General features: G+C 66.1%; 10 protein-coding genes. 4 read left to right on the forward strand and 6 right to left on the reverse strand.

The genetic code is table 11. The features are described 5' to 3' along the window. Positions 1-81: 81 nt before the first annotated feature. Together AC1RKI_RS03885 and AC1RKI_RS03890 are read right to left on the reverse strand one after the other, a co-directional pair. Positions 82-1,068 (reverse strand): DUF2272 domain-containing protein, encoded by a 987-nt coding sequence (locus tag AC1RKI_RS03885; protein ID WP_492793763.1) that lies wholly within the window; start codon positions 1,066-1,068, stop codon positions 82-84. A 240-nt stretch (positions 1,069-1,308) separates the two neighbouring features. Next, entirely contained in the window at positions 1,309-1,587 is a 279-nt protein-coding gene (locus tag AC1RKI_RS03890; RefSeq protein WP_008640984.1) for an HU family DNA-binding protein, read from the reverse strand. 978 nt (positions 1,588-2,565) lie between these two features. Here AC1RKI_RS03890 and AC1RKI_RS03895 point away from each other — a divergent pair. Beyond that, complete coding sequence (locus AC1RKI_RS03895) at positions 2,566-3,072, forward strand: SET domain-containing protein (RefSeq protein WP_061958581.1); 507 nt, start codon at positions 2,566-2,568, stop codon at positions 3,070-3,072. A 109-nt stretch (positions 3,073-3,181) separates the two neighbouring features. On the opposite strand, the gene AC1RKI_RS03900 is transcribed toward AC1RKI_RS03895, so the two are convergent. The 4 genes from AC1RKI_RS03900 to phhA all read right to left on the reverse strand — a co-directional run bounded on the left by AC1RKI_RS03900 (position 3,182) and on the right by phhA (position 7,093). Beyond that, a complete protein-coding gene (locus AC1RKI_RS03900) occupies positions 3,182-4,867 on the reverse strand; it encodes a sensor histidine kinase (protein ID WP_492793760.1) in 1,686 nt (561 codons plus the stop codon). A gap of 57 nt (positions 4,868-4,924) precedes the next feature. Then, positions 4,925-5,629 (reverse strand): response regulator transcription factor, encoded by a 705-nt coding sequence (locus AC1RKI_RS03905; RefSeq protein WP_061958583.1) that lies wholly within the window; start codon positions 5,627-5,629, stop codon positions 4,925-4,927. Between the two features lie 125 nt (positions 5,630-5,754). Beyond that, complete coding sequence (locus AC1RKI_RS03910) at positions 5,755-6,057, reverse strand: 4a-hydroxytetrahydrobiopterin dehydratase (protein WP_061958584.1); 303 nt, start codon at positions 6,055-6,057, stop codon at positions 5,755-5,757. A gap of 106 nt (positions 6,058-6,163) precedes the next feature. Further along, entirely contained in the window at positions 6,164-7,093 is a 930-nt protein-coding gene (gene phhA, locus AC1RKI_RS03915; RefSeq protein WP_492793757.1) for a phenylalanine 4-monooxygenase, read from the reverse strand. A 152-nt stretch (positions 7,094-7,245) separates the two neighbouring features. Between phhA and AC1RKI_RS03920 the strand changes: the two genes are divergently transcribed. The 3 genes from AC1RKI_RS03920 (at position 7,246) to AC1RKI_RS03930 (ending at position 14,525) form a co-directional block, all read left to right on the forward strand. Continuing rightward, positions 7,246-7,725, forward strand: coding sequence for an Lrp/AsnC family transcriptional regulator (locus tag AC1RKI_RS03920; RefSeq protein WP_061958586.1), 480 nt, complete (start codon positions 7,246-7,248; stop codon positions 7,723-7,725). 93 nt (positions 7,726-7,818) lie between these two features. Then, a complete protein-coding gene (locus AC1RKI_RS03925; RefSeq protein WP_492793755.1) occupies positions 7,819-13,803 on the forward strand; it encodes an alpha-2-macroglobulin family protein in 5,985 nt (1,994 codons plus the stop codon). Further along, positions 13,800-14,525 carry a lysoplasmalogenase gene (locus tag AC1RKI_RS03930; RefSeq protein WP_061958588.1) on the forward strand — a complete coding sequence of 242 codons (726 nt, stop codon included), beginning with the start codon at positions 13,800-13,802 and terminating at the stop codon, positions 14,523-14,525. The genes AC1RKI_RS03925 and AC1RKI_RS03930 overlap by 4 nt, the downstream gene beginning before the upstream one ends.

The raw sequence follows: 14,525 nt of genomic DNA on the forward strand, positions 1-14,525 counted from the left end.
GCAGCCGGGCGATGGAGAGAATCAACCGGAGGTATCTAATCGGACGGGACGGTGCGCGGCCGGTGGGCCAGTGGGCCAGTCCTACTGCAGATCGTTGCGCATGATCAGCAGCCACGGCAGATGGGAATTGGTGAAGCCGTCGAGTTGCCCCGCATCGTTCAGTTCGATCTCGTCCATCGACACGGATTGCTGGACGTTGCCGCCAATCGCCTTCACCACGCCAGCGGTCGTATCGACCGCCACCACGATGTCGCAATGCATCGGCGTCGTGCCAAAACCGACTTCGGACGGATCCGACAGGTACTTGTCGCGCCCGCGGCCCGCGCAAATCAGGTCGCCGGGACGCGGCACGGCGGGCAGCGGCTCGATATGGAAAGCGGGGCGCGGCAGGATGCCGTCGCGCGCGTCCACCACGTACATCGAATGCGATTGTCCGGTCAGAAATTGATCGTTGTCGAGGCCGGCCTTGCGCATGACCCACGAAATGAACACGGCCGACCACGCCCACGCGCCCTGCGTGATCTGGCGGCAATCGGGTGCTTCGCCGACGATGGCCCAGTAGCGCTGCGCCATCCGGCAGCCGCTCGGCGTGGCTTCCATGCCCGTGCCATCGGGAAACCGCAGGCAATCGGCAGATTGGCCATTCTCATCCATATCCACATCGGCCGAGCCCCGGCCGGTTGCTGCGGTGCCGTCGGCGCTGGGCGAAGGCGCGGCCTGCGGGGCGGGCAGCGGGCTTTGCGTCACGCATGCGCTGTCGTCGCGTCCGATGTGCACGACCTGGCTGCCCCATTTGCGCCATTCCTGCATAGCAATGTCGACGATGCGCTCGCGCTGCGTGGCACCCGGGGCTGTTGCAACGTGCTCATGGTCGGGCAGCGGTATCGCCTGCGGGCGCGCGGTGCGCGGTGGCGATGTGGTGCAACCGCCCAACACGGCCAGCGCCGCCGCGCACGCGAGGGCCTGCCACGCGTGTCTGCGCGCCTGTGGAGAACGTTGTGGAACCAGGTGTGGAAAGCGTTGTGAATAACGCTGTGGAAATCTACGCGGCAACAAGCGGGACAGCATCTCGGGCCCGGGGATCTCTAAATCGCGCAAAGCCTTGATGCGCCAAGCGCGAATGACATTCTTGGGTCGCCGCCGAAGGCCTCTGAAGTGGCGCTGGCAGCGGTGTGATTTTCCGCGCGGGACTGCCGGCGGATGGGTGTGGATAACGTCCCCGCGCGCTGCGCACCTGCGCCGCTTTCGGGCTGGGGCGGCGGCACGGCGGGGTCATACGAAACGGGCGCAACTGCGTGCCCGTCGTCATTACTGGTTGACGGCGTCCTTGAACTTCTGGCCCGCCTTGAACTTCACGGTCTTCGCAGCTTCCACCTTGATTTCTTCGCCGGTGCGCGGGTTGCGGGCCATGCGCTCGCCGCGCTCGCCCTTGCTGAAGGTACCAAAGCCGATCAGGCTCAGCGTTTCGCCCTTGGCCACGGCGTCCATGATGGCGCCCAGGGTCACGTTCAGCGCTTGCTCGGCCTTGGCCTTGGTCAGACCGTCCACGCCAGCTGCGATCGCGTCGATCAGTTCGGTTTTCGTCATGCTTCACTCCGTATCGAGTTGAAAAAACACTGACGTCCACGCCGGCCGGCTCCGTCAGAAGCCGCTCCGGCAAAAACGCCGCGGGCCACATCATACCGTGTCGGGCAAGCCGCACCGGGAACAGTTTGTTACCGACGTTTGCCGCCAGGCCGCGCCAGCGCGCGCTTGGCGGGTTTTGCATGGTCGTTCGGCGAGGCTGTTGACGAGTGTTGGCGAGGCGTTGGCGACGTATACGCGCCGCCGCGACCGCGATGCCGATACGCGCCAGCGAGGCGAGAGGGCCACCAGAGCCACGTATACCGCCTGGACGCGGCTAATGACGCCTGGAGATGCCGGGGGACGTATACGCGGTCAAAAGCGCTCTGAGTGCGCCTGAGAGGTCATGACGGCGATTTAAGGTAAGCCGGCGTATACCTCCGGTCACTTGCCCTGCGTCACTGGCAGCGATTCCGATGCGAGCCGCATCGCTGCATGCATCGCCCGATGTCGATCCGCATCGGCGCGGGCATTGCCATCGCTGCTTATTTTTTCATCGCGACAAAAATTATCGAAACCGATTTGCGACGGAGGTATACGTCCACTCCGGCGGTGCTCATCCGTACGGTTTACATCTTCTTTTCATGTATACAAATAGTAGTGATAGGTAAACCAGCCCGGTTTCTGTGGATAACCGCGTATACGTCAATCCGATCAAGCGTTTACGTATACAGGAAAGTCCGGGAGCAATTGTTGGGTGGCGTGGATGACTCATGCTTTTGGTCGAGGGGGTGGACGTATACCTTCAAACTTGTTCCCGTCCCGTCCCCAGCTCAGCCCCAGGCAGCCCACACCAAACCCGCGTGCTTATCCACAGAAACAGGCGTGGTTATCCACATCGGTATACGTGGCGCGCACGTATACCTGTCACTTGCGCACAGGTATCATCCGGTTCGCGCCGGACTGGACCGGCCCATCCACCGCACACGGGAAATTCAGCACATGTCGGACAAGGCCAAGGACGCCAAGGAAAAGAAGTCGGGCAAAAAGAAGAGCGCCAGCGACCGCATCGAGGTGCGTCAGTCGGGCGTGCATGGCAAGGGGGTATACGCGATTGGCGCGATTGCAGAAGGCGAGCGCGTGATCGAGTACAAGGGCGAGCACATTTCGTGGAAGGAAGCGCTCAAGCGCCATCCGCACGATCCCGCCGATCCGAATCACACGTTCTATTTCAGTTTGGACGACGGCAATGTGATCGACGCCAAGTTCGGTGGCAACCGGGCGCGCTGGATCAACCACGCCTGCGAGCCCAACTGCGAAGCGCGCGAGAAAAAGGGCCGGGTGTTCATCCACGCGCTGCGCGATATCGCCGCGGGCGAGGAATTGTTCTACGACTATGGCCTCGTCATCGACGCGCGCTATACGAAGAAGCTGAAGCAGGAATACGCATGCCGCTGCGGTAGCCCCAACTGCCGCGGCACCATGCTGGCGCCTAAGGACAAGCGCTAGCCGTCACGGACGCGGCGCTTCGCAGGCTGGCCGGGCGATTGCCGATGCGGCGGCGCCCGAGCCACGCAGGGCTCTGCTCAGACGCCCAGAGGGTGGCATCCCGGCCCGCTCACACCGCCGCCGTGCCAGGCGCCTCGCACGGGATTCGGATCACAAAACGCATGCCAGGACGCCGCGTTGCCGGCTCGGCAGCGGCGTCTCCGTCGACACCCGCTGCAACGGCCGCCGCAGCTTGTAGCGCCGAAGCGGGCACATCTTCGATGCGAATCGTGCCCTGATGCAGCGTGACGATCTCATGCACGATCGCCAAACCCAGCCCCGCGCCGCTGGGGGCCGCCTGGGTGGCCGGCGTGCCGGGCGTATGGTCGCCCCGGAAAAACCGCTTGAAGACCTCCTCGCGGCGCGCGTGCGGAATGCCGGGGCCGTTGTCCTCGATCATCACCACGGCCATGCCGCGGTGACCGATCGCCTCGCCGCCGGCGCGCACGGTAATGCGGCCGCCCGCGGGCACGTATTTCACCGCGTTGTCGATCAGGTTGGACAGCGCCTCGCGCATCAGCAGCCGATTGCCGCGCACCATGGCCGGTGCGCCACCCGTGAAGGTGGGGCCGGGCAACACTTCGAAGCCCAGGTCGATATGGCGCGCCAGCGCCTGCGGCACCCATTCCGCACCGATTTCGAAAGCCAGTTCCGCCAGATCGAAATATTCCACCGGGCCGAGCCGATCGAGCGACAGGCCGGGCTCGGCGCGCGCCAGTGACAGCAACTGGTTCGACAGACGCACGGCACGATCCGCCGCGGTCTGCACTTCGCGCAGCGCGTGGCGCGCCACGTCGAGCGAATCGGCCAGCACGGCGCGGTCGGCGTGCAGCTTCACCGCCGTAAGCGGCGTGCGCAACTGGTGCGCGGCGTCGGCGATGAACTTGCGCTGCGCATCGAGTGCATCGCGCAGGCGCGACAACAGCGCGTTCTGCGCGCGAATCAGCGGTTCCATCTCGGCGGGCACCTGGCTTTCGTCCAGCGCTGCCAGCGACCGCGCGGTCTGCCGGTTGAGCTTGTCGGCCAGGATTTGCAACGGCACCAGTTCTTCCTTGAGCACGTGCGACAGGATCAGGCTGCCCACCAGCAACAGCAGGATCAGCGGTACGGACACGGACAACAGGATCTCGTTGGCGGCGGTTTCGCGGCGGTCGAGCAGTTCGGCCACTTCGACCACGATCGGCCCGCGCGGCACCTGCGCTTCGGCGGTGGTGCCCAGTTCATCGGAGGCGGTGCTGGGCAGGTTCACCGGCAGCCGCACCGCGCGCACCTGCCGGCCGCTGAACCAGGCATAGAACAGCCGCGCGTCGTGCAGTGTGGTCTGGCCGGTGCCGTAGCCGAGCCACGTATCCATGCCGCCAATCAGCCCGTCGGGGCCATGGATGCGCCAGTAGATGCGATCGGATCCCTCCGCTTCCACCAGCGTCTGCGCGATGGCCGGGATGTCCTGTTCCAGGCGCGGTCCGGCAATGCGGATCTGCTGGGCGATATTGTTGGCGACGCCGTAGAGCGCCCGGTCGAACACCTGCGTGGTGTAGTGGGCGGCAAGCCAGTACGACAGCGATCCGCTGGTCAGCACCAGCGCGAACAGCGGCGTGGCCAGCGCGCGCAGCAGATGCACGCGCAGACTCTGGTTGGACGGATGACGTGCCGCGGCCTGGACGCGCTGTCCCCAGCCGAAGCCGCCACGCAGACGCTTGCCCGTGGCGGAAGGCTCGCCGGGCTGAGCGGATGAGGATGGCGAACGCGGCGGCATGGGGATCAGGACTTCGGGCAGGGCCGCCCGCCATCACGCGGGCGACAGGGGAAGGGCTCAGTGGCCGGCACGGATCTGCAGCAGGTAGCCGAAACCGCGCACAGTGACGATCTCCACGTCGGCCTCCTCGAGCTTCTTGCGCACACGGTGCACATAGACCTCGATCGCGGTATCGCCCACCGTATCGCCGCCTTCACCGGCCGGGTGCGCAAAGGTGGCCAGATGGTCCTGCAGCTGTGCCTTGCTGACCACGCGGCCCTGGCGGCGCAGCAGCAGTTCCAGCACGGCGAATTCGCGCGGGGACAATTCCAGCGGGCGACCGTCGATAAACATGCGGCGATCGTTGCCCGACAGGCGCAGGCGTCCCAGGCGGATATCGCGCTCGGGCGCGGCTTCGCCATGCTGGCTGCGCCGCTGCAGCACGCGCACGCGCGCTTCCAGTTCGGGCAGCGCGAAAGGCTTTACCAGATAGTCGTCGGCGCCGGCATTGAGCCCCGACAGCTTGTCTTCGAGTTCGTCGCGCGCGCTGAGGATCAGCACCGGGGTCGTGCGGTTGCGCGCGCGGTAGCGTGCCAGCAGCGTCATGCCGTCGATGCCGGGCAGCCCCAGGTCGAGGATGACCAGGTCGTGCTGCTCGCGCAGCAGATGCTCGGTGGCGTACACGCCGTCGTGAACCACGGACACCTCGTGGCTGGCGCTGGTCAGCCCGGCCTTTACGCCGCTGGCGATTTGGAGGTCGTCTTCGATCAGCAGGATTCGCATGGCGGACTGTGACATCGCTGATTTAGCGATGCCGGTGTTGTAACAATGATGCTGATTGTACCGACAGTTTTGGCGTCAGCCTTTCAGTTGCCTGACAGCTTGCAAATGGGCCGCCAGACTTGCCATCATTCGCGCGCCAGACCCGCCGCGGCCGCTTCGATAAAGGTGGCCAGGTCGATATCTCGCTGGGTCAGGCCGTTGGCATCGTGCGTGGACAAAGTGATGTCGACGCGGTTGTACACGTTGAACCACTCGGGGTGGTGGTCCACCTTGTCGGCGCGCAGCGCCACGCGGGTCATGAAGCCGAAGGCGGCGTTGAAATCGGCAAAGCGGAACGATTTTTGGATGGCGTCGCGGTCCTGGACAGGCGTCCAGCCGGGCAGTGCGGCGAGCAGGCTCGCGCGGGCTTCTTGCGAAAGAGGAGTCATGGTGTGGGCTGATCTATGGAAAGAATTCGACAAATGCCGGCCCGCCCGGAACTGTGGGCCGGGCATGGCGGCATTGTTTCACAACGGATGAAATCCGACCGATGGCTCAGATGTCGTCGCTGTCGCCCCAACCTTCGCGGTTGCCGGCGTGGATCACGCGATCGCCCTCGGCAATATCGCCGGCGCCCAGTGTCGGCAACGCGCGCAGTTGCGGGTACAGCGGGGTGAAATCGGGCCGCGTGGCGTCGAACAGTTGTTCGAAGCTGTCGATCACGAAGTACGTTTTCTGGAACGTGTCGATGCGGTAGCGCGTCCGCATGATCCGGTGCAGGTCGAAGCCGATGCGGTTGGGGCTGGCCGAATCGAGGCTGTAGATCGATTCGCCCTGGCTGGACAAGATCCCGGCGCCAAAGATGCGCAAACCCTGCGGCGTGCGGATCAGGCCGAACTCGACGGTGTACCAGTACAGGCGCGCCAGCATGTCCAGTGCGCCGAGTCCGGCCGCTTTCAGGCCGCCCTTGCCATATGCCTCCATGTAGTCGGCAAACACCGGGTTGATCAGCAACGGCACATGCCCGAAGACGTCGTGGAAGCAATCGGGCTCCTGCAGGTAGTCGATCTGCTCGGGCTTGCGCATCCACCAGCTGGCCGGAAAGCGACGATTGGCCAGATGCTCGAAAAACACCTCGTCGGGCACCAGTCCGGGCACGGCCACCACCTGCCAGCCCGTGGCGCGCATCAGCGTCTCGTTGAGCTGATCGAACTCGGGCACCCGGTCGCGCTCCATGCCGAGCGTCGCCAGACCCTGCAGGAATTCATCGCAGACCCGGCCCTGCAGCATCGACGCCTGGCGGTCGTACAGCTTGCGCCACATTGCATGGTCGGTGTCGGTATAGCGATGCACCGGCTGCGCGATGGTGAAGTCGGGGCGCAACTGCTGGCCCGACAACAGGCCTGCGGCAAATTGCTCGCGCAGCTTCTCGGTCATCGTGCCGGCAAAGTTGCCGGGTTCCTGTGCGGCGGCCGAGGGTGTCATGGTGGCGTCTCCAAGAAATTATGATGTGATGCGGAATTTATGCACAGTCTAGCGATGGGACGACGCAAACAGGCCGCAAAATGGCCGATCTTTGTGCATACGGTGCATATAATCCGCATATTGAGACGCCTAACTGCGGGATTTCTGCGCATATGAATCAAGCCGACTTCGACCCCTACGACCTCGCCCTGCTGGCGGCGCTGCAAGCCGACGGACGATCCACGCACCAGCAGCTGGCCGAGCGCGTGCACCTGTCGCCAAGCCAGGTTGGACGGCGCCTGGCCCGGCTGGAAGCGGACGGCGTGATCACTGGCTATCGGGTGAACCTGTCGCTGCAGGCGCTGGGGCTGGGCGTGCTGGTCTTTATCAGCGTCAAGCTGGCCCATCACGGCGACACCATCATCGAGCGCTTCCGCGAAGAGATCCTGCTGCTCGAAGAAGTGCAGGAGTGCTATTCGGTGGCCGGCGAAGCCGACTATCTGGTGCGCGTGGTGGTGGCGGACCTGCCCACGCTGGCGGAATTCACGATGAAGAAACTGATGCGCGTGCCGGGCGTGGAGAGCATCCGGTCCAATATCGTGCTGACCGCGTTGAAGCGGGAAGGCCCGCTGCCACTAGCGCATCTACGATAAATCGCAAGGTCATTCTTCCAAAATGTGCAGAGGCTTGCGCTTGCCACCTCTGCATGTCACCCTCGCGCGGAGCCAATTCCGACAGAGGGCAGGATGATGGGAAAGATCGCCACGGCGACCGTAGCCGCCGCCGCAGGTCTTGTTTTCAGCGCACTGACATGGGCGCCGGCCGCATCGGCCGCGCAGATCACGCGCTTTTCACCCGAAGGGGTGAACCCACAGGTTCGCCAGGTGGCGATCCGCTTCGACGAAGCGATGGTGCCGATGGGCGACCTCAAGGCCGCGGCGCCTGCCTCCGTATCGTGCGTCGGCGGCAGCGTCGGTGGCAGCGGACGCTGGGTCAATGCGACCAACTGGGTCTACGACTTCGAGCGCGACCTGCCGCCCGGCGTGCGTTGTACCGTGCGGATCTCCGGCGGACTTAAGAGCGTGGCCGGCAAGGCCTATTCCGGCAAGCCCGAATACCGCTTCGAAACCGGCGGACCGATCGTGGTCTCGGCGCGCCCCTCGGGCGGACAGGTCGAGGAAGACCAGGTGTTTGCGCTGCGCTTCAACGGCGCGGCCACGGCCGGATCGATCCGCGAGCATGCGTGGTGCCAGGCCGAGGGCCTTGGCGAGCGCATCCCCGTGCGGCTGCTGACCGGCAAGGACCGCGACGGCGTCATCGAGGCGATCGGCTGGAAAGAGGTGGCCAAGCGCGAGGCCGACGCCGTCCATCTGCTGGCGTGCCAGCAACGGCTGCCGGCCGGCGCGCGCATGCAGTTGGTGCTCGATGCGGGCATCGCCACGCCGTCCGGTCTGGCAGCCACGGCGGCACGGCGTTTCGATTTCCAGGTGCGCGAGCCGTTTTCGGCCGGCTTTACCTGCGAGCGCGAACGCGCCGAAGCGCCGTGCACGCCATTGCGTCCGATGACGGTCACGTTTTCCGCGCCGATCTCGCGCAAGGCCGCCGAACATATCGTGCTGAAGACGCCGTCGGGCCCGCAGGCGCCCGCGTTCGATCCGGACCAGGCCGCCGACGCGCCAGTATCGTCGGTCACGTTCAAGGGGCCGTTCCCGGAAAAGGCCAGCCTGACGATCGAGGCGCCCAAGGATCTCAAGGATGAAAGCGGCCGCGCGCTCGGCAATGCGGACCTGTTCCCGATCAAGCTGACCACGGCGGCGTTGCCGCCGCTGGCAAAGTTCGCCGCCGCGCCGTTCGGCGTGGTCGAGCGCTTTGCCGATGTGCCGCGTGGCAAGCCGGCCAGCGACTACCCGCCGCTGCTGCCGGTGACGCTGCGCAATGTCGAAGCCGATCTGCCGGCACTGGCCGTGCGCGCCGAGGCGGGCACCGTGGCGCGGCTCAAGGTCGATGACGATACGGCCATCCTGCGCTGGTTCGGCATGGTCAAGCGCATGCACGAAAACTCGTGGACACGGCAGCAGATCGACGCGATCCGCGCCGGCCGCGCGCCGTACGACGTGCAGAGCCCGCGCAACGCGCCGAGCATCGAAACGCGCTCGGTGTCGTTGCTCAACGGCGTGGCCGGCGTCAAGAAGCTCGACATTCCCAAGCCGACCGACACTACGCCACGCCCGTTCGAAGTGGTCGGCATTCCTCTGCCGGAGCCGGGCTTTCATGTGGTGGAGATTGCCTCGCCGATGCTGGGCGAAGCGCTGCTCGGCAAGAAGGCGCCGATGTACGTGCGCACCGCCGCGCTGGTGACCAACCTTGGCGTGCATTTCAAGCTGGCGCGCGGCGCGGCCGATGGCGACATGAGCGGGCTGGCATGGGTGACGACGCTCGACGACGGCAAGCCGGTGGCCAATGCCAAAGTGGCCGTGCGCAGTTGCGAGGGCGAACTGCTGGGCCAGGCGGTAACTGATGCGAAGGGCGTCGCGCGCATCGCCACGCTGCCCGATCGTCGCTACAAGGATTGCGGCAACGGCATGGACGGCTATTTCGTGTCCGCACGCATCGGCGCCGATCATCCGCAGGCCCGCGGCAAAGCCGACATGGCGTTCGTGATGTCGGACTGGAATCGCGGCATCGAGACCTGGCGCTTCAACGTGCCGACCGACCTGAGCCCGAAGCAGACGGTGCGCGCACATACCGTGTTCGACCGCACGCTGCTGCGCGCCGGCGAAACGGTGTCGATGAAGCACCTGATCCGCAATGAAACGGCGCAGGGCTTTGCATTGCCGGCGGCGCTGCCGCAAACGCTGGTGATCACGCACCAGGGCACCGGGCAGAAGTACGAGATGCCGCTGGCGTGGCGCAATACCGCCACCGGCGGGCGCAGCGCGGAAAACACCTTCCAGGTGCCGCAGGCGGCCAAGCTCGGCGTCTATGACGTGGCGCTGGTGTACGACAACGATCGCTCGCTGGACAGCGGCAGCTTCCGCGTGGAAGCGTTCCGCTTGCCGGTCCTGTCGGGCACGCTCTCGGTCACGCGCGACCCGAAGATCAAGGGCAATGCGCTGGTGGCGCCGGCGCAGGTGCCGGTGAATGTCGAGCTGCACTACCTCAATGGCGGCGGCGCGGCAGGACTGCCGGTGCGCGTGTCGGCACTGATGCGCAACAAGCCGGTGAATTTTGCCGATTACGACGACTTCTCGTTCAGCCAGCCGCGTACGCAGCAGGAGAGCAGCAGCAGCGGCGACGAGGAAGACGATCAGGATGCCGACAGCGCGCGCGACGATTCGGAAAAACTCGTTGCCGACAAGCTGCCGCTGACGCTGGACAAGGACGGCAACGGCAAGCTGGTGGTCAAGGATTTGCCGAAGGTGGCCGTGCCGGGCGATCTCGTGCTGGAAGCCGGTTTTGCCGATCCGAACGGCGAGATCCAGACGCTGCGCCAGACCGTCGCGCTGTGGCCGTCGGCGGTGGTGGCCGGCATCAAGGCGTCGAGCTGGGTGTCGATCAAGCAAAAGCTTGCGGTGTACGGCGTGGTGCTCGATACGCAGGGCAAGCCTGTCGCCGATTCGCCCGTGCAGGTGAAAGCGCGCGCGCGCACCACCACGTCCTCGCGCAAGCGCGTGGTGGGCGGCTTCTATCGCTACGACAATCGCAGCGAAAGCAAGGATCTCGGGGTGGTGTGCGAAGCGCGCACCGATGCCCAGGGCCGCGTGCGTTGCGAGGTGGAGCTGTCGCAGGCCGGTGAAGTGGAGCTGGTGGCCAATGCACGCGATTCGGAAGGCCGCGTTGCGCAGGCGGCCACCACGGTATGGGTGACGCGCCAGGGCGAACTGTGGTTCGGCGGCGAAAACCACGACCGCATGGATGTGCTGCCTGAAAAGCGCTCGTATGCGCCGGGCGATACCGCAGTGTTCCAGGTGCGTATGCCGTTCCGCCGCGCCACGGCGCTGGTCGCCATCGAACGTGAAGGCATTCTCGATACCGAGGTGGTGGAATTGAGCGGCGCCGATCCGACGATCAAGCTCAAGGTGAAGTCCGAATGGGGCCCGAACGTCTACGTGTCGGTGCTCAGCATTCGCGGACGCCTGCGCGAAGTGCCGTGGTATTCGTTCTTCACCTGGGGCTGGCGCCAGCCGCTGGACTGGTGGCATGCATTCCGCAGCGAAGGCCGCGAATACGTGGCGCCGTCGCCGCTGGTCGATCTGTCCAAGCCGGCTTTCCGGCTGGGCCTGGCGCAGATCCGCGTGGGCAACGATGCTTACCGGCTGGACGTCAGCGTGACGCCCGACAAGGCCAGCTATCCCGTGCGCGGCAAGGCGCGCGTGGTGGTGCAGGTGAAGCTGCCCGACGGCAAGCCCGCGGCCAACGGCGAAGTGGCACTGGCCGCGGTCGACCAGGCGCTGCTTGAGCTGATGCCGAACAACAGCTGGAACCTGCTCGATGCGATGGTGCAGCAGCGCAGCTACGGCGTGGAAACATCGACCGCGCAAATGGAAATCATCGGGCGCCGGCACTATGGCCGCAAGGCGGTGCCGGCCGGCGGTGGCGGCGGCAAGAGCCCCACGCGCGAACTGTTCGACACGCTGCTGCTGTGGAATCCGCGTGTGCAGCTCGATGGCGAAGGCAAGGCAACGCTGGAAGTGCCGCTGAACGATTCGCTCACCAGCTTCCGCATCGTGGCCGTGGCCGATCTCGGCGTGAATCGCTTCGGCAGCGGCAGCGCCACGATCGCCGCCACGCAGGATCTGCAGATGATCGCGGGGCTGCCGTTGCTGGTGCGCGAGGACGACAAGTACCGTGCCATGTTCACGCTGCGCAACACCACGCAACGCGCGATGACGGTGGAGGCCACGGCGCGCGCCACGCTGGTCGATGCGCTGACGCTGCCCGCACAGACCGTGCAGATTCCCGCGGGCGAGGCGCGCGAAATCGGCTGGGATATCACCGCGCCGGCACTGCTCGCATACAGCCGCAGCGGCACGATCCTGTGGGAGGTGGCGGCCGCGGAAAAGGGCACCGGCGACGCCAGCGACAAGCTCAAGGTGTCGCAGCAGATCGTGCCGGCCGTGCCGGTGACGGTGCAGCAGGCGATGTTGGCGCAGCTGGCGCCAAACATGTCGGTGCCGGTGCAGGCGCCCGCTGGCGCGCTGGCCGATCCGGCCGGCAAGTTGCGTGGCGGCATGCAGGTGTCGCTGCAGTCGTCGCTGGCCGGCGGCATGCCCGGTGTGCGCGAGTGGTTCCGTAACTATCCGTTCAGTTGCCTGGAACAGCGCACCTCGAAATCGCTCGGCCTGGGCGATGCGGCTGCGTGGGACGCGCTGATGGCGCAACTGCCGTCGTATCTCGACAGCAACGGGCTTGCGTCGTACTTCCCGCTGCGCAGCGACGGCGAATCGGGCAGCGAAACGTTGACCGCGTATTTGCTGGCGATTGCCGACGAAGCCTCGCGCGCCGGTATGCCGATGCGCATTCCCGATGCGCAGCGCGAGCAGATGGAGCGCGGCCTGATCGCGTTTGTCGAAGGTCGCATCTCGCCGCCGCGCTGGTCGCCGGCCGCGGCGGCCACGATGGATCTGGACGTGCGCAAGCTCGCCGCCATCGAGGCGCTGTCGCGCAGCGGCAAGGCGCAGGCACGCATGCTCGGTTCGATCCAGATCCTGCCCGATCAATGGCCAACCTCAGCGCTGATCGACTGGCTGAGCATCCTGTCGCGCGTGCAGGACGTCCCCGAGCGCGACAAGCGCATGGCCGACGCCACGCAGCTGTTGCGCAGCCGCCTGACCGTGCAGGGCACGCGACTGGTCTTCTCGACCGAGCGCAACGATAACTGGTGGTGGCTGATGTCGGGCGGCGACGTCAATGCGGCCAGGCTGCTGGCGCTGGCATCGCAACTGCCGACGTGGAAGGACGACGTGCCGCAGCTGGTGACGGGACTGCTGGGACGCCAGACGCGCGGCGCGTGGATGACCACCACCGCCAACGCCTGGGGCGTGCTGGCGATTCGTCGCTATGCGGCGGTGTACGAGAAGACGCCGGTGTCCGGCAGCGCACGCGCCACGCTTGGCGATGCGTCGCGGACGTTCGATTGGTCGCGCGCCACGCAGAAGGACGGCGTCGCCAGCGGCGCGGTCGATCTGCCGTGGCCGGCGACATCGGCCGGAGCGCCTTCGACGCTGCAGGTGGAGCAGCAGGGCAGCGGTCGCCCGTGGGCCACGGTGCGCGCACTGGCTGCCGTGCCGCTGCGCGAGCCGGTGGCCGCCGGCTACCGCGTGCGCCGCAGCGTCACGCCGGTGGAGCAGGCGGTGGCGGGCAAGTGGTCGCGCGGCGATACGTATCGCGTCAAGCTCGATATCGATGCGCAGGCCGACATGACCTGGGTGGTGGTCAGCGATCCGGTGCCCACGGGCGCCACGATTCTTGGCAGCGGTCTGGGCCGCGATTCGCAGATCGCCACGCGCGACGAGAAAAAGGCGTGGTCTACCTTTACGGAACGCACGCCGGAGGCCTATCGCGAATATTTCGGTTACGTACCGAAGGGTGCGCTGAGCGTGGAGTACACGGTGCGGCTCAACAATGCCGGCGAATTCGCGTTGCCGCCGACACGCGTGGAAGCGATGTACGCGCCCGATGTCTTTGGCGAGGCGCCCAACGCCAAACTGACCGTCGGAGCCGGCAAGTGAGCTGGATCGCCATGCGGATGCCCCCTCGCGTGCGCGAATGGTGGATCGCCGGCGCACTGGCCGGCCTCACCTATGGCCTGCTGCTGTTCCAGGCGTCGCTCGATCTGCCTCCCGGCGCGCCGCTGACGGGCCAGATCGCCTATCAGCCGGTCTGGAAGACGGCGATGGCGTTGCTGCTGGCGCGCGCGGCATGGTTTCACCGCCCCACGGGCGAGCGCCGCTGGCTGGTGGTGGCGCTGGTGTTTTCCGGGCTGGGAGATTTCCTGCTGGCGTTGCCGGGGCTGCGGATTTCGTTCATCGGCGGCCTCGGCGCATTCCTGCTCGCGCATCTCGCCTACCTGCGCCTGTTCGTGCCGCTGGGCGGCGACCTGCGCGCGCATCGCCTGGTCGGTTGTGGCCTGGTGATCGGTGCGGCGGCGGCGCTGCTGGGACGCTTCTGGCCAAACCTTGGCGACATGATGTGGCCGGTCACCGTGTATATCGCCGTGCTGGCGGCGATGGCCTGCGCGGCGATGCTGGCGCGGCTGCCGACGCCGCTGGCGGCGCTTGGCGCGCTGTGCTTCGTGATGTCGGACGCGATGATCGGCATGGCGAAATTCCTGTCGCCGTTCGAGACCTATCAGCTCGGCATCTGGTGGACCTACGCCATCGCGCAGGTGCTGCTGGTGGCCGGCGTGGTGGCCGAGCGCGGTGAATCGACGTATTCGAAGGGATCGTGGTGA

The organism is Cupriavidus sp. GW822-FHT06G04, assembly GCF_058799075.1.

Coding starts and splice junctions, on each gene's coding strand:
- AC1RKI_RS03905 (WP_061958583.1), bottom strand. CDS start 5,629: ATGCGAATCCTGCTGATCGAAGACGACCTCCAAATCGCCAGCGGCGTA.
- AC1RKI_RS03885 (WP_492793763.1), bottom strand. CDS start 1,068: ATGCTGTCCCGCTTGTTGCCGCGTAGATTTCCACAGCGTTATTCACAA.
- AC1RKI_RS03900 (WP_492793760.1), bottom strand. CDS start 4,867: ATGCCGCCGCGTTCGCCATCCTCATCCGCTCAGCCCGGCGAGCCTTCC.
- AC1RKI_RS03890 (WP_008640984.1), bottom strand. CDS start 1,587: ATGACGAAAACCGAACTGATCGACGCGATCGCAGCTGGCGTGGACGGT.
- AC1RKI_RS03895 (WP_061958581.1), top strand. CDS start 2,566: ATGTCGGACAAGGCCAAGGACGCCAAGGAAAAGAAGTCGGGCAAAAAG.
- AC1RKI_RS03910 (WP_061958584.1), bottom strand. CDS start 6,057: ATGACTCCTCTTTCGCAAGAAGCCCGCGCGAGCCTGCTCGCCGCACTG.
- AC1RKI_RS03925 (WP_492793755.1), top strand. CDS start 7,819: ATGATGGGAAAGATCGCCACGGCGACCGTAGCCGCCGCCGCAGGTCTT.
- phhA (WP_492793757.1), bottom strand. CDS start 7,093: ATGACACCCTCGGCCGCCGCACAGGAACCCGGCAACTTTGCCGGCACG.
- AC1RKI_RS03920 (WP_061958586.1), top strand. CDS start 7,246: ATGAATCAAGCCGACTTCGACCCCTACGACCTCGCCCTGCTGGCGGCG.